The 19066-nt window shown below is 69.3% G+C and carries 20 protein-coding genes and 1 pseudogene; 16 read left to right on the plus strand and 5 right to left on the minus strand.

Translation table 11 applies throughout. From position 1 onward, the window contains the following. Positions 1 to 9: 9 nt before the first annotated feature. Genes ACZ48Y_RS03380 through ACZ48Y_RS03410 form a run of 7 tightly spaced genes read left to right on the plus strand, consistent with a single transcriptional unit; the run spans position 10 to position 7218 of the window. Positions 10 to 1110: a glycosyltransferase family 4 protein gene (locus ACZ48Y_RS03380; RefSeq protein ID WP_464742163.1), complete on the plus strand. Its 1101-nt coding sequence runs from the start codon at positions 10 to 12 to the stop codon at positions 1108 to 1110. After that, positions 1074 to 2183 (plus strand): UDP-galactopyranose mutase, encoded by a 1110-nt coding sequence (gene glf / locus ACZ48Y_RS03385; RefSeq protein ID WP_464742165.1) that lies wholly within the window; start codon positions 1074 to 1076, stop codon positions 2181 to 2183. Before ACZ48Y_RS03380 ends, glf begins: the two co-directional genes overlap by 37 nt. Then, a complete protein-coding gene (locus ACZ48Y_RS03390) occupies positions 2180 to 3037 on the plus strand; it encodes a glycosyltransferase family 2 protein (protein ID WP_464742167.1) in 858 nt (285 codons plus the stop codon). Before glf ends, ACZ48Y_RS03390 begins: the two co-directional genes overlap by 4 nt. 12 nt (positions 3038 to 3049) lie before the next feature. Next, a complete protein-coding gene (locus tag ACZ48Y_RS03395; RefSeq protein ID WP_464742169.1) occupies positions 3050 to 4249 on the plus strand; it encodes a glycosyltransferase family 4 protein in 1200 nt (399 codons plus the stop codon). Continuing rightward, entirely contained in the window at positions 4239 to 4940 is a 702-nt protein-coding gene (locus ACZ48Y_RS03400; protein ID WP_464742171.1) for a glycosyltransferase family 2 protein, read from the plus strand. Before ACZ48Y_RS03395 ends, ACZ48Y_RS03400 begins: the two co-directional genes overlap by 11 nt. Then, positions 4937 to 6100 carry an MFS transporter gene (locus ACZ48Y_RS03405; RefSeq protein ID WP_464742173.1) on the plus strand — a complete coding sequence of 388 codons (1164 nt, stop codon included), beginning with the start codon at positions 4937 to 4939 and terminating at the stop codon, positions 6098 to 6100. Before ACZ48Y_RS03400 ends, ACZ48Y_RS03405 begins: the two co-directional genes overlap by 4 nt. Then, complete coding sequence (locus ACZ48Y_RS03410; RefSeq protein ID WP_464742175.1) at positions 6070 to 7218, plus strand: polysaccharide deacetylase family protein; 1149 nt, start codon at positions 6070 to 6072, stop codon at positions 7216 to 7218. Before ACZ48Y_RS03405 ends, ACZ48Y_RS03410 begins: the two co-directional genes overlap by 31 nt. On the opposite strand, the gene mnmC2 is transcribed toward ACZ48Y_RS03410, so the two are convergent. Next, positions 7190 to 7840 (minus strand): tRNA (5-methylaminomethyl-2-thiouridine)(34)-methyltransferase MnmC2, encoded by a 651-nt coding sequence (gene mnmC2, locus ACZ48Y_RS03415; RefSeq protein WP_464742177.1) that lies wholly within the window; start codon positions 7838 to 7840, stop codon positions 7190 to 7192. The two genes, ACZ48Y_RS03410 and mnmC2, sit on opposite strands and share 29 nt — an antisense overlap. Before the next feature lie 47 nt (positions 7841 to 7887). On the opposite strand from mnmC2, the pseudogene ACZ48Y_RS03420 reads away from it, so the two are divergent. After that, a pseudogene (locus ACZ48Y_RS03420) lies at positions 7888 to 9477 on the plus strand (aldehyde ferredoxin oxidoreductase N-terminal domain-containing protein); the annotation flags it as partial. On the opposite strand, the gene lnt reads toward ACZ48Y_RS03420, so the two are convergent. Beyond that, entirely contained in the window at positions 9452 to 10891 is a 1440-nt protein-coding gene (gene lnt / locus ACZ48Y_RS03425; RefSeq protein WP_464742179.1) for an apolipoprotein N-acyltransferase, read from the minus strand. The pseudogene ACZ48Y_RS03420 and the gene lnt overlap by 26 nt on opposite strands. 50 nt (positions 10892 to 10941) lie before the next feature. On the opposite strand from lnt, the gene ACZ48Y_RS03430 reads away from it, so the two are divergent. Further along, entirely contained in the window at positions 10942 to 11628 is a 687-nt protein-coding gene (locus tag ACZ48Y_RS03430; RefSeq protein WP_464742181.1) for a metallophosphoesterase family protein, read from the plus strand. Here the strand turns inward: ACZ48Y_RS03430 and queG are convergent. After that, positions 11569 to 12705: a tRNA epoxyqueuosine(34) reductase QueG gene (gene queG, locus ACZ48Y_RS03435; protein WP_464742183.1), complete on the minus strand. Its 1137-nt coding sequence runs from the start codon at positions 12703 to 12705 to the stop codon at positions 11569 to 11571. The genes ACZ48Y_RS03430 and queG overlap by 60 nt on opposite strands. A gap of 24 nt (positions 12706 to 12729) precedes the next feature. Here queG and ACZ48Y_RS03440 point away from each other — a divergent pair, with 24 nt between their 5' ends. Next, positions 12730 to 13206 carry an NUDIX domain-containing protein gene (locus ACZ48Y_RS03440; protein ID WP_464742185.1) on the plus strand — a complete coding sequence of 159 codons (477 nt, stop codon included), beginning with the start codon at positions 12730 to 12732 and terminating at the stop codon, positions 13204 to 13206. After that, positions 13206 to 14099 carry a riboflavin biosynthesis protein RibF gene (gene ribF / locus ACZ48Y_RS03445; RefSeq protein ID WP_464742802.1) on the plus strand — a complete coding sequence of 298 codons (894 nt, stop codon included), beginning with the start codon at positions 13206 to 13208 and terminating at the stop codon, positions 14097 to 14099. Before ACZ48Y_RS03440 ends, ribF begins: the two co-directional genes overlap by 1 nt. On the opposite strand, the gene ACZ48Y_RS03450 is transcribed toward ribF, so the two are convergent. Together ACZ48Y_RS03450 and ACZ48Y_RS03455 are read right to left on the minus strand one after the other, a co-directional pair. Next, the gene (locus ACZ48Y_RS03450) at positions 14083 to 14472 is read right to left on the minus strand and encodes a DUF4258 domain-containing protein (protein ID WP_464742187.1); all 390 of its coding nucleotides are present in this window, start codon (positions 14470 to 14472) and stop codon (positions 14083 to 14085) included. The two genes, ribF and ACZ48Y_RS03450, sit on opposite strands and share 17 nt — an antisense overlap. Before the next feature lie 9 nt (positions 14473 to 14481). Then, positions 14482 to 15075 (minus strand): ComF family protein, encoded by a 594-nt coding sequence (locus ACZ48Y_RS03455; RefSeq protein ID WP_464742189.1) that lies wholly within the window; start codon positions 15073 to 15075, stop codon positions 14482 to 14484. A gap of 25 nt (positions 15076 to 15100) precedes the next feature. Between ACZ48Y_RS03455 and ACZ48Y_RS03460 the strand changes: the two genes are divergently transcribed. The 5 genes from ACZ48Y_RS03460 to ACZ48Y_RS03480 are packed head-to-tail and all read left to right on the plus strand — an operon-like array spanning position 15101 to position 19066. After that, a complete protein-coding gene (locus ACZ48Y_RS03460; protein ID WP_464742191.1) occupies positions 15101 to 15838 on the plus strand; it encodes a YebC/PmpR family DNA-binding transcriptional regulator in 738 nt (245 codons plus the stop codon). After that, the gene (gene ruvC / locus ACZ48Y_RS03465) at positions 15835 to 16329 is read left to right on the plus strand and encodes a crossover junction endodeoxyribonuclease RuvC (protein ID WP_464742193.1); all 495 of its coding nucleotides are present in this window, start codon (positions 15835 to 15837) and stop codon (positions 16327 to 16329) included. Before ACZ48Y_RS03460 ends, ruvC begins: the two co-directional genes overlap by 4 nt. A gap of 7 nt (positions 16330 to 16336) precedes the next feature. After that, positions 16337 to 17416 (plus strand): ABC transporter ATP-binding protein, encoded by a 1080-nt coding sequence (locus ACZ48Y_RS03470; RefSeq protein WP_464742195.1) that lies wholly within the window; start codon positions 16337 to 16339, stop codon positions 17414 to 17416. Then, a complete protein-coding gene (locus ACZ48Y_RS03475) occupies positions 17409 to 18293 on the plus strand; it encodes an ABC transporter permease (RefSeq protein ID WP_464742197.1) in 885 nt (294 codons plus the stop codon). Before ACZ48Y_RS03470 ends, ACZ48Y_RS03475 begins: the two co-directional genes overlap by 8 nt. After that, positions 18290 to 19066 carry an ABC transporter permease gene (locus tag ACZ48Y_RS03480; RefSeq protein ID WP_464742199.1) on the plus strand — a complete coding sequence of 259 codons (777 nt, stop codon included), beginning with the start codon at positions 18290 to 18292 and terminating at the stop codon, positions 19064 to 19066. The genes ACZ48Y_RS03475 and ACZ48Y_RS03480 overlap by 4 nt, the downstream gene beginning before the upstream one ends.

Below are 19066 nucleotides of genomic sequence, written 5' to 3' on the forward strand. Positions count from 1 at the left end.
ATACCACGCGTGCGGATCGGCTTTGTAAGCGACGCCAAGGAGCTTGGGGGCAGCGAGGTCTGGCTGGCGACGATGCTGCCGCGCCTCCTGGCCTTCGGGCTGCGCCCCTTCGCCGCCCTGCCGCCGAGCCCCCAGACCCAGCCGGTCGTCAGCCGGCTCGGCGAGGCCGGCGTCCCGGTCGTCCGCTACCGCGATCCCACCGAGCTCCCGAAGGCCGAGGCCTATCTGATCTCGACCTGGTACCCGCAACACCTCAAGCGTTTGCTCGCGGTGCTCCCGTCCCCGCGCTTCGCCTTGGTCCACGACCAGGTGGAGCTCTTCTACCCCTTCGGCCTCAACCGGGTCTACCGGCTTGGCTACCGCCTCCTTCAAGCCCCGCTCCTGCGGCGCGCCGACGCGGTGATCACCGTCTCCCGCTGGGCCGCGGACTGGCTTTCTCGGGTGCATGGGGTGCGCCCGGTCTTCGCCACCGTCAACGGGGTGGACACCGAGCGCTTTTTCCCCGCCTCGGACGCGGAAAAGGCCGCGGCGAAACGGGCCCTTGGCCTCGAGGGCCCGCTCGCCCTGCACGTCGGCCGCTTTTCACCCTCGCTGGAAAAGAACCAGCTCACCGCGCTCCTGGCGGCGCGGGGGCTGCCCCTGACCCTGGCCTTCGCCGGCGACGGCCCCACCCGGGGCCCGCTCGCCAGCCTCGCCCGCAGCCTGGGCATCAAAAACGCGCGCTTTCTTGGCCGGGTCTCCGACATGCCCTTGCTCTACCGGGCGGCAGACCTCTTCTTTTTTCCCACGCTGGGCGAGAACCAGTCCCTGGCCACGCTCGAGGCAATGGCCTCGGGCCTGCCCGTCTTGACCAGCCGCATCCCCGCCCAGGCCGAGCTCGTTGAGGACGGGGTCGAGGGGCGGCTCCTCGCCCCCAGCGTCGCTGCCATGCGCGCGGGCCTTCGGGACTTCCTGGCGCGCCCGGAGGTTTGGCGAAGCTGGGGTAAGCAAGCCCGCAGAAAGGTGCAAACCGCCCACACGCTGGACACGAGCGCGGTGGCCTTCGCCGCCGCGCTCAGAAAGGCGATGGACGCATGGAATACGACTGGATCGTCGTCGGCAGCGGCCTGAGCGGGGCCACCTTCGCCGAGCGCATGGCCGCCGCGGGCCAGCGGGTCCTGGTGGTGGAACGGCGCCGCCACATCGGCGGCAACGCTTACGACGCGCATGATGCCAACGGGGTGCTCCACCATCCCTACGGCCCGCACATCTTCCACACCAACAGCGAGCGGGTCTTCGCCTACCTCTCCCGCTTCACCCGCTGGCGCCCTTACGTGCACCGGGTGCTCGCCGAGGTGCAAGGGCAGCACGTTCCCTTGCCCTTCAACCTGAACACCCTTCACGCCCTCTACCCCAAGCGCCTGGCCAAGCGGGTCGAGGCGCGGTTGCTCGCTCGCTTCGGCCACGGGGCCCGCGTCCCCATCCTCGACCTCAAAGCGAGCGAAGACCCCCTGCTCAAGGAGCTCGCCGAGTTCGTCTACGAGCAGGTCTTCCTCAACTACACCAAAAAGCAATGGGGGGTGCCCCCGGAGGCCCTGGACCCCGCGGTGACCGCCCGGGTCCCGGTCGTCGTGGCCCGCGACGACCGCTACTTCCACGATCGCTATCAGGGTCTGCCCGCCGAGGGCTACACCGCGATGATCACCAGGATGCTCGCGCATCCCCGCATCCACCTCCTGCTCGGCGTCGACTACCTCGAAGTCCGCGACCGCCTGAAGGCCAGGCGGGTCCTCTACACCGGGCCGATCGACGCCTTCTTCGACCACCGCTTTGGTCCCCTCCCCTACCGCAGCCTCCGCTTTGTGTGGGAGCGTCGAAAGGCCACGCGGGTGCTCCCCGCGGCGGTGGTCAACCACCCCAACGCCCATGCGTTCACCCGGATCACCGAATACAAGCAGCTCACCGGTCAGGACACGCCCTACACCGTGCTTTCCTACGAGTACCCAGAGCCCCATCGGCCGGGAGAAAACGAACCCTACTACCCGATCCCCCAAGCGGCGCACCAAGCCCTCTACAAGCGCTACCGGGCGCTCGCCGAGGCCCTTCCCGACGTTCATTTCATCGGCCGGCTCGCCGATTACCGCTACTACAACATGGACCAGGCCGTGGCCCGGGCGCTCAAGCTGGCGGAGGCCCTGCGATGAAGGTCGCGGCGATCGTGGTGACGTTCAACCGTAAGGCCCTCTTGCGACAGAACCTGAAGGCGCTCCTCTCCCAGACACGCCCCGCGGACCAGATCCTGGTGGTCAACAACGCCTCGACCGACGGCACCCAGGAGATGCTCGAAAGCGAGTTCCCAGACGTCGAGGTTCTCTCCCTCTCCGAAAACCAGGGCGGTGCCGGGGGCTTTCACGAAGGCATGAAGCGCGCCCACGCCGCGGGGTTCGACTGGCTCTGGTTGATGGACGACGACACCTTCCCCCGCCCCGGAGCGCTGGCGGCGCTCCTGGGCGCGACGAACCTCCCGGAGCGCCCAGTGATCCTGGCCAGCCGCCAGCTCACCCCCGAGGGAATCCCCCACCCCACCGCCGGCTTCGTGAACCCCACCGACCTGCGGCGGCTTGGAGCCTGGCTGCGCTACCGGCCGCGGCTGCGCCCGATCCGCTGGGCGCTCTTCACCTCGGTGCTGATCCGCAGCGACGTCATCGAACGCCATGGCCTACCCAAGAAGCGCTTTTTCATCTGGGAAGACGACCTGGAGTACACCGCGCGGGTGCTCAAGCGCGAATGGGGCTTCCAAGTCCGCGACAGCGAGGTCGTCCACGCCTCCGCGGCCAAGCCCTACGTCTCCGCGACCACCGGCGAAAACCGCGTCTACTACGGGGTGAGGAACCGCATCTGGGTCCTCAGAAGCCCGGCCTTTGGCCCGGCGGGCAAGCTCTTTTTGGCCGCTCAAATGGCGTTCGGCCTGCTGGGGTTTTTGGCCCTGCACCCCAGCCGTGAGGCCCTAGCCGAGGTGCGCCGGGCCATCGCCGATGGCCTGCGCGAAGACCCCTAGTAGAATGGCGCCGTGCGGCTGTTGCGCATCGGGCTGTTTACCGACGTCTACTTCCCCAGTAAAAACGGGGTCTCCACCAGCGTCTTCCTGCTCTGGCGCGAGCTGGTGCGCATGGGGCACGACGCCTGGATCATCGCCCCCGCCTGGCCCGGGGAGGCGAAGGAAGCTCCGGGCGTGGTGCGGGTCAAGAGCGTTCCCTACCCCTTCTTTGAGGACTACCGCCTCGGCCTCCCCAGCAGCCGCCAGCTGCCCAAGACCTTCGAGGTGGTGCACACCCACACCCCCCTCTCCCTGGGGCTTTGGGGCTTGCGCCTCGCCGAGCGCTGGAGGGTGCCCCACGTCTCGACCTTTCACACCCACTACGAAAAGTACGCCCACTACGTCCCCGGCCTGGCCTTCCTGGACCGCTACACCCACCTGATCCCGCGCCTGGCCCGGGCCTTTTACAACCGCGCCGACCTGGTCATCGCGCCCAGCCGTCCCATCCTGGCGTTGATCGAGCGCTATCAGATCGAACGACCGGCCAAGGTCATCCCCAACGGGGTAGACACCGAGGTCCTCGAACGGGCCCCCGACCCCCACCACCTCCCCTGGCCCCCCGGAAGGCGGCGCCTGCTTACGATCAGCCGGTTGGGGAAAGAGAAACGGCTGGACGTGGCCCTACGGGCCTTCGCGCGCATCGCGCAGCAGGTCGACGCCCACTGGGCACTGATCGGTGAGGGACCAGAGCACGAGGCGCTCGCCGCGCTGGCCAGGAGCCTCGGCGTCGAGGATCGCGTGACCTTCGTCGGGGCCGTGCCCTACGAACAGGTGGGGGGCTACTACCGCCACGCCGAGCTCTTCCTCTTTGCCAGCGACACCGAGACCCAGGGGCTGGTGCTCTGGGAAGCCCAGGCGATGGGCCTTCCGGTGGTCGCGGTGGGCGCCGAGGGGACGCTGGAAGCGGTCCAGCCCGGCGAAACCGGCTACCTGGTTCCGCCCGGGGACGACGCGGCGCTTGCCGCGCACGCCCTCGCCCTGCTCAAAGACGAACGCCGAAGGCAGCGCTTTTCGGAGGCCGCGCGGCGCTTCGCCGCGTCCCGAAGCGCGCCCAGGGTAGCCGAAGAGATCGTCAGCGCCTACGAGGAGGCCGAGGCCATCCAGCGCAGCGAGCCCAAAAAGCTCTACCTGCGCTTCCCCGTCTTCCCCCGGGAGCCCCTGGATGAGGCTTAGCGTGGTGATTCCTGCAAGGAACGAGGCCGCCTACATCGAGGCCGCGGTACGCGCGGCCCTCGCCCAAACCCCACCCCCCGACGAGGTCCTGGTCGTGGACAACGGCTCCACCGACGCCACCGCCGCGCTCGCCCAAAGGGCCGGCGCCCGGGTGGTCTTCGAGCCCCGGCCCGGAGTGCACCACGCCCGGCAGCGGGGGCTTTTGGAGGCCAGGGGGAGGATCGTGGCCCAGACCGACGCCGACAGCCGCCCTTTGCCTGGCTGGACCCGAGCGATCCTCAGCGCCTTCGAGGATCCCCGGACGGTGGCCAGCTACGGTCCCCTCGAGCTCTTCGAAGCTCCCTGGCCGGACCAGCTGCTCGCGCGCTTTGGCTTCCCCCTCTTCCTAAGGCTCGCCCACTGGCTCGGCCAGCCCAACCTCTCCGGGGCCAACCACGCGGTGCTGCGCGAGGCGGCGCTCCGGGTCGGGGGCTACGACCGGCCCTACGCGGAGGATGTCCACCTGGGCTTGAAGCTCAAACGCCAAGGCCGCATCGTCTACCGCCCGGACCAGCGGGTGCTCACCTCCGGACGGCGGCTTAAGAAGGGTCGCTGGAAGATGTACGCGATCCACGCCAAGAACGTCTGGCGCCGGTTGCGCGGCCTTCCCGAGGACTACGGCGAGGACTACTTCGAGGAGCGTGGCGCATGACCTGGCCCTGGCGACGCCCGGCGGTGGTCATCCGGCTGGTGTTGATGCTGGCGCTCGCGGAGATGCTGCGCAGCGGGTTCTATGCCGGATTTTTCCCCTTGTACGCGGTCAAACGGCTTTTGCTCTCGGCCTCGGCGATCGGGTTGATCACCTCCGCCCATTACCTCTCCGACGCCCTGGTGAAGTCCGCCGGCGGCTGGCTGTCTGAACGAATCCGCCTCGGCTGGGTGCTGGCCTTCGCCGGGGTCCTCTCGGCGCTGGCGCTCTGGGGCCTGACCCGGGACGGGGTGGTCTTCATGGTGGCCCTCTCGGCGCTCTGGGGGATCGCCCTAAGCCCGATCTGGCCGGCGGTCCTCACCTACGTCAGCCGGGACAGCCACCCCGGCTACGAGGCCCGGGGGATCACCGCGGCCACCGCCGGGGTGGGGCCGCTTTTGGGGCTGGCGCTCTTGGGCATCGGCTATCTGGCGAAGAGCGACCTGGACCTGGCCCACACCCTCTTGCTCGGCGGTGGCGCGGCGATGGCCCTGCTCGGGCTTTCGCTGATCGGCCTGGAAGGCCGGCCCGCGCGCCCCGAAAAGGAACCCTTCCGCTGGCAGCGCCTGCTGATGCTCCTGCCCGCGGCCTTCGTGCAGACGCTGGCCACCGGGATCCTGACCCCGGTGCTCTTTTTGTTCATCGCCCGCATCAACCTGGAGCCGCTGCCCCTGGCCTACACGGTGGCGGTGGGCGCGGCCTTCGCCCTGCCCGCGCTCTGGATCGGCGGCCGCATCGCCGACCTGAAGAACCCCCGCTACGCCTTAATCCCCGGGCTTTTTACCGCCGCGGTGGGCTTCTTTCTGATCGGCTACCTGCCCTTGAGCCAGGGCCTTACCGCCCTTAGCTTGGGCCTGCCCGCCCTGCTGGTGGGGCTGGGTTTTGGCCTCTTCTTCCCGGGCTGGAACGGCCTGGTGGTGAAGAGCCTCCCCGACGCCGACCGGGCCGCCGCCTGGGGCGGGCTGATGACCGTCGAATCGCTGGGCTACGCGGTGGGGCCGACGCTCGGTGGGCTGGCCTGGGACCTCTTCGGTCCGGTGGGTCCCTTCGCCCTGGGGGCGACCCTGATGTTGCTCGTGGGAGGGTATTACCTTTGGCAGCTCTTTGGCTCGCGCTCCTTCTAGCCATCTACCTCGGGGTGGACCTGGTCTTTCGCTGGATGGGCGTGGGCGCGTTGGCCCACGGGCCTCGCCACCGCCCCAGGGTCGCCCTGACCTTCGACGACGGCCCGGACCCCAAGAGTACCCCCGAGCTGCTCGCGGCCCTCCGGGAGGCCGGCATCCGGGCCACCTTCTTCGTCACCGGTGCCAAGGCCAGGGCCCACCCCGAACTCCTGGCGGCGATGCGCGACGAGGGCCACGAGCTGGCCTCCCACGGCCTCTACCACCGGCCGGTGATCCTCATGGCCCCCTGGACCGAGTACCGCCACACCGCCTACGACCCCGGCGGGGTGCCCCTCTACCGCCCACCCCACGGAATCCACTCGCCCTTCACCCGACCACTGGCACGCCGTTTCAAAAAGCGCGTCGCGCTCTGGGACCTGGAGTCCAAGGACTGGACCGGGCTCAACGACGAGGCCCTGGTTCAGAGGATCCTGACCTACGCCTCCGGGGGCTCGGTGATCCTCTTGCACGATACCCCCCGCGCCGCCGACCTGGTGCGCAAGCTCGCCCCGGGGCTGCGAGCGATGGGGCTCGAGGCGGTGCCGATGGGGGCGCTCGAGCTCCGCCCGCTCGACGTCCGCGCCGGGATCGCGCGGGCGCTGCAGGGCATGGAAGAGCGCTTTGACCGCGCCCACGGGGTGCGGCGCTGCCGTCAGGCCTGGGACAGCCTCTTTCGCTGCGAGAAGACCGTGTACCGGGGCCCGCCGCTTCCCGGCCTGGCCCCCGGCGCCAAGGGCCTCCTCTTGCACTTCGACTCCAAGCGGGTGGCCGCGTTCTCCCCGGCCCGGGCCTTGCTCGCGCTGCGCAAGGACCTCCAGGCCATCGCCAACGCGGTGAGGGACGATCCGGAAATCGCCCTGATCTTCGCCACCACCCCGTTGAGCGAGGGAGCCCAGCGGCTCGGTTTTGAAACCGCTCCCCTCCCCTTTACGCAGGCCCTGATCGCCGAGGCCGCGGCACGGTTTTTTGACTGGCTCTACCGCGATCCGCGGCTGAAGCGGCGCCATAAGGGAAAGACGCAGCTCGTCTACATGACCCGCGCCGCCCTGCTCAGGCGCTACGGGGGCGACGCGCCCTGAGCCAGGCGCGCTTTCCCAGCCCGCCGGGGAGCCGCTCGACCAGGAACCCGGTCTGCTCCAGGGCGCGGCGCACCGTGCCGGCGACGGAGTAGGTCACCAGCACCCCACCCGGTCGGAGCGCGCGATAGGCGCGGGCCAGGTTGGCCGGATCCCAGGCCGCGGGGTTGGCCTTGGGGCTAAACGGGTCGTAGAAGACGGCATCGGCCCAGTGCTCGGGAAGCCGGCCCTGCTCGAAGGGCGAAAAGCGGACCTCGAGCACCCCGCAAGCGTCGGCGAAGACGAAACCCTCCCGGGCCTCCCAGGTCTGAAAAAGCCAGGGCTCGCGGTAGGGCAAGGAAAGATGCAGGTCGGAAAGCACCTCGACGGGCACGGGTTCGGCCTCAAACGCCAGGTAGAACAGCCCCCCGGGCTCCGGACAGCGGGCCCGCCGCGCGGCGAGGAAGTTGTAGCCGAGGCCGAAGCCCAGCTCCAAGACCCGGGCCTCGGGAAGGGCAAGGATCCCCGAGTGACGCAAAAAGAGCGCTTCCGCCTGGGACCAGGCGCCGTTGAGGGTGTGATAGGCCTCAGCGTAGCGCGGGTGGATCAGGGTGGGGCTTCCGTCCTTGGTCAAGACCGGGTCCACGTGATTCAACCTACATCTCCGCGCCGCGCCTCGCGTAAAATGGCTGCATGTCCAGACGCTGGTTGACGATCCACCTGCCCGACGGGCGGGTTGAGGAAACCCCTTGGGATGGCGACGCGCTCTGGCAAGCGGGCCGCTACCGGGTGGCCGAGCGCCTTCTGGCCCTCAACGCCGCGAACGTCGACCCCTTAGGCCCGGACAATCCCCTGATCTTCATCGCCGGCCCCCTGGCCGGGACCACCTTCTCCAACGCCAACCGCCTCTCGGTGGGGGCAAAAAGCCCGCTCACCGGGGGCATCAAGGAGTCCAACGCCGGGGGAACGGTGGGGTTCGCGCTCGGCCAGCTGGGCCTCGCCGGGCTCACCCTGCTCGGGGAGAGCCCGAACTGGGTCTACCTGCACCTCCACCCGCAGGGCGTGTCGATCAAGGACGCGCATGAGTTTTTGGGATGGGGCACCTACGAGACGGTCGCCGAACTGCGCCGGCGCCACCCCAAGGCCGCGGTCGCGGTCATCGGTCCGGTCGGGGAGCGGGGCGGCTTGCTCGCTGGAATCAGCATCACCGACACCGAAGGGCTGCCGGGGCGGATCGCCGGGCGCGGCGGGCTCGGGGCGGTGATGGGCAAAAAGCGGGTCAAGGCGATCGTCGTCGAGGGCGCGGGGCCCCCGCCTGCGGAGAAGAAAAAGTTCTTTTCGGAGCTCAAGACCTACGCCAAGCTGCTCCGGGCAAACCCGGTCACCGGTGCGTACTACCCGAAGCTCGGGACCGCGGGGATGGCCGACTACCAGAACGTCGCCGGCGGACTGCCGGTGCGCAACTTCCGCCTAGGACGGCTCACCGACGGACCCAACCCCATCGGCGGCGAAGCCCTGCGGGAGCTGATCCTGGCCCGGGACGGGGAGGGCACCCCGACCCACGCCTGCATGCCGGGATGCGTGATTCGCTGCTCCAACCGCGTCCCCGACGAGAACGGTCGCCTGCTGGTGAGCCCCCTCGAGTACGAGACGATCGGCTTGGTGGGCTCGAACTGCGGGCTAACCCGCCTCGACGACATCGCCCGCGTCAACCGCGAGGCCAACGACCTGGGGATCGACACGATCGAGCTCGGCGCCACCCTGGGGGTGGGGATGGACGCCGGGCTGGCGGACTGGGGGGACCTCGAGTGGATGCTCGAGGTCCTCGAGCACCTGCGCCACGGGGACGAGGCCGGCCGCCCCTTCATGAACGGCGCCCGTCATCTGGGCAAGACCCTCGGCCATCCCCGGGTGCCCGAGGTCCGCGGCCAGGCGATCAGCGCCTACGACCCCCGGGTCGTCGAGGGGACCGGGGTCACCTACATGACCAGCCAGCAAGGGGCCGATCACACCGCAGGCAACCCCGCCCGCGTCGAGACCTTCGAGATGTCCTTGGAGGAGGTCTTCGAGCTCTCCTACGCCTACCAAGTCAAGAGCGCCGCCCTTGACTCCCTGGGGCTTTGCTACATGTCCTCGGCGATCAGCGACGAGGCCAAGACGCTCGTCGCCGACGCGATCGAGGACCTGCACGGGGTGCGCCCCCCGGAGGGCTACTTCGAAGCCCTTGGCGAGGCCACGCTGCGGCTGGAGGCGGCGTTCACCCGTGCCCAGGGCCAGCCCCTGGTGCGCCCGCTGCCCCGGTTCTTCTACGAGGAGCCCCTACCGCCGACCGAGCGGAAGGCCCGCCTCGATCCGGCGCTGATCCAGCGCCTTTGGGAGGCCAAGGTGGGATGAGGCCGACGAGCAGGGCGAGGAACCCGATCCCCACCACCGGCAGCGGACCCATCCGCGCGTAGGGACTGGGGTCCGACGCCGCGTAGGGCGCCAGCAACACCCCCCGCTTCCCCGGCCCCAGGGTCTTCTGGCGCCGCCCCAGCGGGTCCACCCCAGCGCTGATCCCATCGTTCGCCGCCCGCAACAGCCAGAGCCCGGTCTCCGCCGCCCGCATCCGGGCCATCGCCAGGTGCTGGGCCCTGCCGAACCCCACCCCGAACCAGGCGTCGTTGGAGAGGTTGACCAGAACCCGCCCGCCCTTTCGCACCAGCTCCCGGACCAGCTCGGAGAAGTCGGACTCGTAGCAGATATAGGTGGCGAACGCCGCGAGGGGCCCGCCCAGGTCGCGGCGGGGGACGTCCCTGAGGGGCGGGAGCCCCATCCGCTCGAAGAAAAAGCGGTACACCGGGGCCAGGACGCGGCGAAAGGGGAAAAACTCGCCGAAGGGGACCAGCCGCGCCTTGTCGCGGTAGGCCAGGGGGCGGCCGTTTCGGTAGAGGACCACCCGGTTCTCCCCCCTGGGCCCCCAGGTACCGTAGATCAACGGGCGCCCGCCAAGCACCCGGTCGATCCCCCGGGGTAAGCGGACGACCGCGGTCTCCGGCCAGACCACGAGGTCGGCCTCGGGGTAGCGTGCCAGGCCCGCCTCGGTCAGGGCCAGGTAGCGACGTGAGGCGTCCTCCCCCGCGGCCTTGGCCAAGGGGTCGATCGCAGCCTGCACGATCAGGGCCTGCCCGCTTGCCTGAGGCGCAGGCCAGAAGGGCCAGAGCCAAAGCACCGCCCAGACGAGGAGCGACCAGCGCCGCCCCGCGTAGAGGCCCCAGGCCACGAGCAGGGCGAACAGCGAGAGGCCAAAGACCCCGACGATGCCGGCGAAGGGCCGCCCCGGCGCGGCCGCCCAGGCATAGCCGAGGTGCCCCCAGGGAAAGGCCAGCTCGCCCTGATTGAGGAGGAGTTCGAGAAAGAACCACCCCCCGGCCAAGACCCCCGCCCGCCCCCGCGCGACGGCGAAGAGCAGCCCGAAGAGCGCAGAGAGGATCGGGAAAAGGAGCAAAAAGGGCAGCACCCCCGCCCAGCCAAACCGCGCCCCGAAGCTCGCCGGCAACCAGGAAAGGTGCAGCCCCCAAAAGCCCAGGCCCAACCAAAACCCCGCCCAAAACCCGCGCAACAGGAAGGCCCTGGCGAGGATCCAGGGAAGCAAAAGCCCCAGGGGGAACGGGGGCAGGGCCAGGGCCAGCGCAACGCCGTGGGCCAGGGCACGCATCCTCCCAAAATCTACCGATCGGTTACGTGAGAAACTGCCATAATGCCGGTATGCGGATCGGGGTCCTCTCCGACCTCCACGCCAACCTCCCCGCCTTGGAGGCCGCCCTGGAGTTCTTGAAGGACGCCCGGGTGGACCAGGTGATCTGCCTGGGCGACGTGGTCGGGTACGGCCCCCATCCCAACGAGGTCATCGAACGGCTGATCGAGGAAGGCATGCCCACCACCCTGGGCGGGCACGACCTCAAGGTCGCCTACCCCAGCCTCGGGGGCGCCGGCAGCGAGGCGCGCGAGGCCTCCCTGGCCTGGACGCGGACGCAGCTCACGCCCCAGGCGATGGCCTTCTTGCGCAGCCTGCCCCCGGTCATCAAGCTCGAGACCCCTTACGGGCGCCTTCGCGCCTTCCACGGCCATCCCGACGACCCCGAGCGCCGCTTCCCCCTCTCCGAGGCCGCCGAGCTCCTCCCGCGCCTTCGCGCCCGTTTGATCGTCTCCGGGGGCCGGCACGTGCCGTTTTTCAAGCGCTTCGGCGAACAGGTCTTCCTGGACCCAGGATCGGTGGGCCTCTCGCTCAGCGGGGAGCCGGGGGTGGACGTCGCCATCCTCACCCTCAGCGAGGACGACGCCAAGGTCCGGGTGTTCAAGCTGCCCTACGACTACGGCCGCACCGCCTTCGACCTACGCGCCTGGGGCCTTCCGGAAAAGATCGTCGAGGTCGTCCAGCGGGGCACCCTCTAAGCGGGCCCGGGCCCAGGCCGCGACGCGGGGGTCGGGGTCCTTGAACAGCCGCTCGAGGGCGGGCCTCTGTTCCAGGCGGAAGGCGGCTTCAGCCGCTGCCAACCGGACCAGCGGGTGGGGGTCGCCCGCGGCCTGCTCGACCAAAAAGAGCGCCGCTTCGTCCTTTTCCGTGGCGATCACCGCGAGCGCGTTCCTGGCCATCCCTACCCGGCCGGTGCGGGCGAAGGCGGTCTCTTGATAGCGCTTCGAGAACGCACGGTTGGACAGGGTGAAGAAGGGGACGAGGTCGGGGTGCGCAAGCTCCGGATCGGGGCGAAAGCCCGCCCAGTGCCCCTGGCCGAAGCGGTTCCAAGGGCAACTCCGCTGGCAGTCGTCGCAGCCAAAGAGCCAGCCCCCGCTTTGATCCCAGACCCAGACCGGCCAGGGGCCGCGGTGTTCGATCGTCCAGTAGCTCAGGCAGCGGCGGGCGTCGAGGCCCAGGGGGGTCAGGGCGCCGGTGGGGCAGGCCGTGTGGCAGGCGGTGCAGCGACCGCAGCGGTCGGGCGCGGGCACGGCCTCGGGGTCGACCTCGAGCGAGGTGAGGAGCACCGCGAGGTGCTGGTAGCTGCCAAACCCCTCGCGCAGGAGAAGGGTGTTCCTTCCCTGCCAGCCCAGCCCCGCCTGGCGGGCCAGCCCGACCTCGAACAGGGGGCCGTGATCCACGTAGCCCTTGGCCTGAAGGCCCAGGCTGCGGGCCTCGGCCTCGAGCTCGGCGAGCACCGCCGCCAGGGCCCGGTGGTAGTCGGGGCTCCAGGCGTAGCGGGCCACCCGCCCCAGGCGGACCCCGCCCTTGGGGACCGGGGGCAGGTCAAACGCGTAGGGCGCAGCCAGAACCAACGCGCTCCTGGCCCAGGGAAACCGCGCCTTGGGGTTCAGCCGGACCTCGGCCTGGGCCTCGAGCCAGGCCATCGCACCATGCATGCCCGCCGAAAGCCAGGCGCGAAAGCGCGCTTTGGTCTCCTCGGGGAGGGAAAGGCGCGTCCAGGCCGCCCAGAGCCCTCGCTTTTCGGCGCTCAGGCGCAAACGTTCCCGGGGCACGGAGGCACTATACTAAGTGGCGTTTTGGCGAAGCGCTACCTCTACCACGGTCGCATCCTGAACCTCGCGCTCCTCGACGGGCGCTGGGAGGTCTGCGAGCACAAGGACGCGGTGGCGATCCTGGCGCTCAAGGAGGGCAAACTGCTCATGGTCCGCCAGTGGCGACCAGCGATCGGGCGGGAGACCCTCGAGCTCCCCGCGGGGCTGATCGAGCCCGGAGAACGCCCCGCCGAGGCCGCACGCCGGGAGCTGATGGAAGAGGCCGGCTACGACGCCGACCTCACCCCCCTCTTTGGCTTTTACTCAAGCCCCGGCTTTACCGACGAGTTCATCCACCTCTTCGAGGCCACGTCCCTCACCCCGGCCCGGCGGCCGCAGGACCCGGGGGAAAACGTGCAGGCTGTTTGGATGGACCTCGACGAGGTGATGCAGCGGTTTTTGAACGGCGAGCTCTTGACCTCGAGCCCCACCGCCGCCGGGCTCCTCTGGCTCAGGCGATGATCCTCATCCAAGACCCCAAGAACGCGCCCCCGGGCGAGAAGATCGTGGCCATCGGCAGCTTCGACGGCGTGCACCTTGGCCACCAAGCCCTCTTGCGGCGGGCCCGTTCGCGGGCCCGCCGCGAGCGGCTACCGCTTTTGGTCTACACCTTCGATCCCCCGACCAAAGCCTTCACCCAGGGGGTGCCGGTCCTCTCGACGTTGAGCGAGAAGGCGGCGCTGCTCGCGGAGGCCGGTGCGGACGTGGTCCTCGCGGTTCCCTTCGACGCCACCTTCGCCGCCCGCAGCAAGGAGGCGTTCCTCGAGGAGCTCTCCGCGCTGCGTCCGCGAGCGCTGATCGTGGGGGAGGACTTCCGCTTCGGGCGCGGGCGTTCAGGCGGGCTTGAGGACCTGGCGAGGGTGGCCCCGGTCCACGCGGTGCCCCTGCTCTCCATCGAAGGCGCCCCGGTCAAGTCCACCCGCGTTCGGGACGCGATCCTGGCCGGTGAGGTCGAGCTCGCCTCCCGGCTCCTCGGACGGCCCTACACCGTCGAGGGGATCGTGGTCCCCGGCGACCGCCTGGGGCAGAAGCTGGGCTTTCCCACCGCGAACCTCTCGGTGCCCGGGCAAAAGGCCCTGCCGCCGGGGGTCTACGCGGTGCGGGTCAAGACGGGCACGGCGACCCTCCCCGGCGTGGCCAACGTCGGCACCCGCCCCACCCTCAAGAAAAACGGCGAACGCCGGCTCGAGGTGCACCTCCTCGCCCCCCCCGCGCCGGTCTACGGCGATCCGCTCGAGGTCGCGTTCCTAAAGCGCCTCCGCGAGGAGCGGCGGTTTCCCGACCTGGACGCGCTCAAGGCCCAGATCCAGCGCGACGTCGCCGCAGCCCGGGCCTTCTTCAACGAGGGTTCCTAGGCCTCGCCCAGGCCACCCGCTCCCGTCCCCCGTCATAGCGAATCAACGCCGCCAGACGGGCCCGGGAGTAGACCCGGTGCGGTTCTCGGGGAATGAACGCGGTGACGATGTCCAAAAACCGCGGGCGCCCGTACTCGAGCACGACGTGCAGGGGCAGCTTGAGGCGGGGGCTGACCACGATGTAGCCGAGGACCAGCATTCGCGCGTCCTCGGGGTAGACCGCAAGCGCCCGCCCGTACTCGATCGCCCGCACCACGTCGAGCTCGGTAAACCCCTCCTGGCGCATGTGCTTGGCCACGTGGGGACCGATGCGGTAGCGCCCCTCGCGAACCAGGGGAACGAGCTCCTCCAGGCGACGCAGCTTCGGCGGCATTTGGCGGCATTATAGCCCGAGCAGCGAACGCGCGCGGACGGCCAAAAAGATGCCCTTGACCTCGCTGGCCCCGGCGGCGATCAGCGCTTCGCGGGCGCGGGCAAAGGTCGCCCCGGAGGTGGCGACGTCGTCGACCAGGAGCCATGCCCCGAACACCGCCGCCCGAACCTCGAAGACCTGCGGCAGCCGCGAGCGGTCCCTGGCCCGGGTCTGGCTTTGCGTGTAGCGCCGGCGGACCAGCACCGGACGTAGCGGCCCCACACCGCGCCTCGAGAGGGCCTTGGCCAGCGCCTCGGGAAGGTAGAAAGGCCGGGTCCAGCGTCGCCAAAAGAGCGTCGGCACGTAAGCCAAGGGTCGGCCCCGCCAGGCTTCGGGCACCGCCGCCGCCAGCCGGTCCGCGGCCCAGGCCAGGGCCGCCGCGTCGCCACCGTACTTCAGCGCCCGCACCAGGCCCCTGAGCTCGGCGTAGGTCCCGAGCGCGAGGCCCTGGGGTCCGAGCTTGGGAACGAGCGCCTCCTGGCACGCCAGGCAAACCCCCTTGGCGTCCAGGGGGCCGCCACAGACGGGGCAGCCGTGTCCGACCAGGTTCTCGATCCAAGGCACCTTTCTCAACTATAATGAGCCAAGTATGGCCGGACACAGTAAATGGGCCCAGATCAAGCGCAAAAAGGCCGCAAACGACGCCAAGCGGGGCAAGCTGATCACCAAGCACATGCGCGCCATCCAAGCCGCCGCCCGCAGCGGGGGCAGCCCCGATCCCGCGGCCAACGTCGCCTTGCGCAACGCGATCGAGGCGGCGCGTCGCGACGACGTGCCGCTGGAGAACATCGAGCGACTCCTGGCCAAGTTGCGCGGAGAGGGGGCCGGAGCCACCCGTTTTGACGAAGTTACCTACGAGGGCTACGCGCCCGGCGGGGTCGCGGTGCTGGCCTTTGCCCTCACCGACAACCGCAACCGCACCGCGGGGGAGGTGCGTCACGTCTTCTCCAAGCACGGCGGTAGCCTGGGGACCTCCGGTTCGGTGGCCTGGCAGTTCGAGAAGATGGGGATGATCGTGCTCAACGACGCCTCGGAAGCGGCCCAGGAGCTGGCGATCGAGCTCGGTGCCCTGGACCTCTCCGAGGAGGACGGGGTGCTCGAGGTCTACGTCCCCGCCAACGAAGTCTACGCCACCGCCAAGGCCTTCGAGGAGAAGGGCTTCAAGCCAGAGAGCGTGGAGATCACGATGGTTCCCCAGACCACGGTGCAGCTCGCGCCCGAGGAAGCGGCCAAGGTGCTGCGCCTGGTGGAGGCGCTCGAGGACCTCGACGACATCCAGTCCGTGCACACCAACCTGGACCCCAGCTCGATCGCCGTCCCCAGATGATCGTTCTGGGCGTCGACCCTGGGATCAGCAACCTGGGGCTTGCGGTCCTCAAAGGGGACGCGAAACACGCCCGCTTGGTGCACGCCGAGGTCCTCACCACCTCGAGCAAGGCGGCCGCCCCCGCGCGCGCGGGGAGGATCTTCGATGGCATCCAGCGCGTCCTCGAGGCCTTCGCCCCGGAGGCCGTGGCGATCGAGGCCCAGTACTTCTACCGACAGAACGAGCGCGCCTTTCAGGTGGGCTGGGGCTTTGGCGCGGTGCTCATCGCCGCCCACCGCGCAAGCCTCCCGGTCTACGCCTACGGGCCGATGCAGGTCAAAAAAGCGCTCGTGGGGCACGGCCGCGCAGAGAAGGCCCAGGTCGCGTTCATGGTACGGGCGCTCTTGGGCCTCAGGGCGCCGCTCTCTCCAAGCCACGTCGCCGACGCCGCGGCCATCGCCCTGACGCACCTCGCCCTGCCCGAGGCGGCCCGCCCCGCGCACCGCATCTAGTAGACTCTTGCGGGAGACGAGATTGGCGATCGTCGAACTCAGCGCCGTCAAGAAGACCTACCCCCCGGACACCCAGGCCCTCAAAGGCGTGGACCTGGCCGTCCAGGAGGGGGAGTTTTTCAGCCTCCTCGGTCCCTCCGGTTGCGGGAAGACCACGCTGCTGCGCATCCTCGGCGGCTTCGAGGTCCCGGACAGCGGAGCGGTTCGGATCGCCGGCCGCGACATGCGCAACGTCCCCCCCTACGACCGCCCTGTGAACACCGTCTTCCAAAACTACGCCCTCTTCCCCCACATGAACGTCTTCGACAACGTCGCCTTCGGGCTGCGCATGCGGGGGCTGCCGCGCAGGGTGATCCGCAACCGGGTCCTGGAGGTGCTGGCCCTGGTCCAGATCGAGGACTTGGCCCAGCGCCGGCCGGATGAGCTCTCCGGCGGGCAAAAGCAGCGCGTGGCGCTGGCCCGGGCCTTGGTCAACGAGCCCAAGGTCCTGCTCCTCGACGAGCCCCTCGGCGCCCTCGACCTCAAGCTCCGCAAACGCCTCCAGATCGAGCTGATGCGCCTGCAACGGGAGGTCGGAATCACCTTCATCTACGTCACCCACGATCAGGAGGAGGCGCTGGTGATGTCCGACCGCATGGCGGTGATGAACCAGGGGCGGATCGAGCAGGTAGGCCTGCCCGAGGCCCTCTACGAACGCCCGAAGACGGCTTTCGTCGCGCGTTTTCTCGGGACCTCGAACCTGCTCGAGGCTCGCGCCCTCACCCCCCACCGGGCAAAGACCCCGCTGGGTGCGCTCGAGGTTCGCGCCCCCCTGCCCCAGGGCCGCGCCTTTTTGCTCAGCATCCGTCCGGAGAAGCTCCGCCTCTCGCGCGAGCCCCGGCCCGGCCCCAACGTGGTGCGTGCCGTGGTCCGGGACATCGTCTACACCGGCGCGGAGAACCAGTACATCCTCCAGACCGGAGAACTGGAGCTCACCGCCTACACCCTCAACGCCGACCTCTCCGAGCCCGGCTACGAGGAATACGACTACGACGAGCAGGTCTTCGTCTACCTACCTCCCGAGAATCTGGTGGTGATCGATGGATAGGTCCGCCGCGAGCCCCTGGCAGCGTCTGTTCCGCCTTTTGGTCACGGTCTGGCCGGGGACGCTCTGGCTCTTCTTCTTCCTGGTCCTGCCCAGCCTCTTCATGCTCTGGGCTTCGTTTTTACAACGCGGACCCTACGGCGAACTGGTCGGCCCGCCGACGCTCGCGAACTACCTGCGCTTTTTCGGCCTCACCCCCGAAGGGTTCGATCCCCTCTACCTCAAGATCCTCTGGCGCAGCGTGGTCTTCGCGGTCGGGGTGACCTTCTTCACTGCCTTGTTCGGCTACCCCCTGGCGTTCGGCATCGCCCAGAGCCGGCACAAGGAGCTGCTCTTGCTCCTGGTGGTCCTGCCCTTTTGGACCAACTTCCTCATCCGCATCTACGCCTGGATCGTGATCTTCCAGCGGAAAGGGCTGATCAACGCGATCGTCACCGCCTTCGGGGGCGACCCCCTGCAGCTCTACCCTTCCTGGTTCGCGGTCTACGTGGGAACGATCTACACCTATCTGCCGTTTTTGGTGCTCCCGGTCTACACCGCGGTGGAGCGAATCGACTGGAACCTCCTCGAAGCCGCCTACGACCTTGGCGCCGACCGGGTTCGTGGCTTCCTCCACGCGGTGCTCCCCCAGACCCTTCCCGGGCTGATCGCCGGGGTGCTCCTGGTCTTCATCCCCGCGCTCGGAACCTTCGTCATCTCCGACCTCCTCGGCGCTGGGCGGGTGGTGCTGATCGGCAACGTCATCCAGCAGCAGTTTGGGGTGGTACGGGACTGGGCCTTCGGCAGCGCCGCGGCCTTCGTCCTCACCGGGCTGGTCCTCCTGGGCCTTTGGATCTACGCGCGTCTGGCGGGCGAGAAGGGGCTCGACCGGCTGGTATGAAGCGCTTGCTTTCACTCTACACCCTGGTGCTGATCGGGCTTTTGTACCTGCCGATGGCGGTGATCGTCGCCCTCTCCTTCAACGAGAGCCGCTTCGGCGTGCGCTTTACCGGGTTCACCTTGAAGTGGTACGCGCGGCTCCTGCACAACGCCCGGGTCCTGGAGTACGCGGAGAACTCCCTTTTGGTCGCGCTGATCAGCACCCTGATCGCCACCGCACTCGGCACCCTGCTCGCGCTCGGACTCTGGCGCTATCGCTTTCGCGCCAAGGGCCTGGTCCGCTTCTTGCTCTACATCCCGGTCATCGTCCCGGACATCGTCATGGGCGTCTCGCTCTTGCTCTTTTTCTCCTGGTGGCGCCAGCACACGGGTCTCTTCCACCTCTCGCTAACGACGATCATCATCGGCCACGTCACCTTTCAGATCGCCTACGTGGCCCTGCTCGTCAGAAGCCGGCTGGCGGCGCTGGACCCGGGGCTCGAGGAGGCCGCGGCCGACCTGGGGGCGCGGGGCGCGGCGACCTTCCGCCACGTCACCTTGCCCCTGATCTGGCCGGGGGTCCTCGCCGGCGCGCTGCTGGCCTTCGCCCTCTCCCTCGACGACTTCGTGATCACCTTCTTCACCGCCGGTCCCGGGGCCACCACCCTGCCCCTTTACATCTTCTCCAGCGTCAAGCGCGGCGTCACGCCGGAGATTCACGCCCTCTCAACTATACTGATCGCTGCGACCACGGCCTCGATGGTGATCGGCCGGGCGCTGATGCAACGGAGGTGA

The sequence above is a fragment of the Rhabdothermus arcticus genome (genome assembly GCF_055382915.1).

Excerpts from the sequence above, each read along its gene's own strand:
- ACZ48Y_RS03450 (WP_464742187.1), bottom strand. The coding sequence starts at position 14,472 with ATGCCGCCGAAGCTGCGTCGCCTGGAGGAGCTCGTTCCCCTGGTTCGC.
- ACZ48Y_RS03405 (WP_464742173.1), top strand. The coding sequence starts at position 4,937 with ATGACCTGGCCCTGGCGACGCCCGGCGGTGGTCATCCGGCTGGTGTTG.
- ruvC (WP_464742193.1), top strand. The coding sequence starts at position 15,835 with ATGATCGTTCTGGGCGTCGACCCTGGGATCAGCAACCTGGGGCTTGCG.
- lnt (WP_464742179.1), bottom strand. The coding sequence starts at position 10,891 with ATGCGTGCCCTGGCCCACGGCGTTGCGCTGGCCCTGGCCCTGCCCCCG.
- ACZ48Y_RS03400 (WP_464742171.1), top strand. The coding sequence starts at position 4,239 with ATGAGGCTTAGCGTGGTGATTCCTGCAAGGAACGAGGCCGCCTACATC.
- ACZ48Y_RS03390 (WP_464742167.1), top strand. The coding sequence starts at position 2,180 with ATGAAGGTCGCGGCGATCGTGGTGACGTTCAACCGTAAGGCCCTCTTG.
- ACZ48Y_RS03475 (WP_464742197.1), top strand. The coding sequence starts at position 17,409 with ATGGATAGGTCCGCCGCGAGCCCCTGGCAGCGTCTGTTCCGCCTTTTG.
- ACZ48Y_RS03430 (WP_464742181.1), top strand. The coding sequence starts at position 10,942 with ATGCGGATCGGGGTCCTCTCCGACCTCCACGCCAACCTCCCCGCCTTG.
- ACZ48Y_RS03480 (WP_464742199.1), top strand. The coding sequence starts at position 18,290 with ATGAAGCGCTTGCTTTCACTCTACACCCTGGTGCTGATCGGGCTTTTG.
- glf (WP_464742165.1), top strand. The coding sequence starts at position 1,074 with ATGGAATACGACTGGATCGTCGTCGGCAGCGGCCTGAGCGGGGCCACC.
- ACZ48Y_RS03460 (WP_464742191.1), top strand. The coding sequence starts at position 15,101 with ATGGCCGGACACAGTAAATGGGCCCAGATCAAGCGCAAAAAGGCCGCA.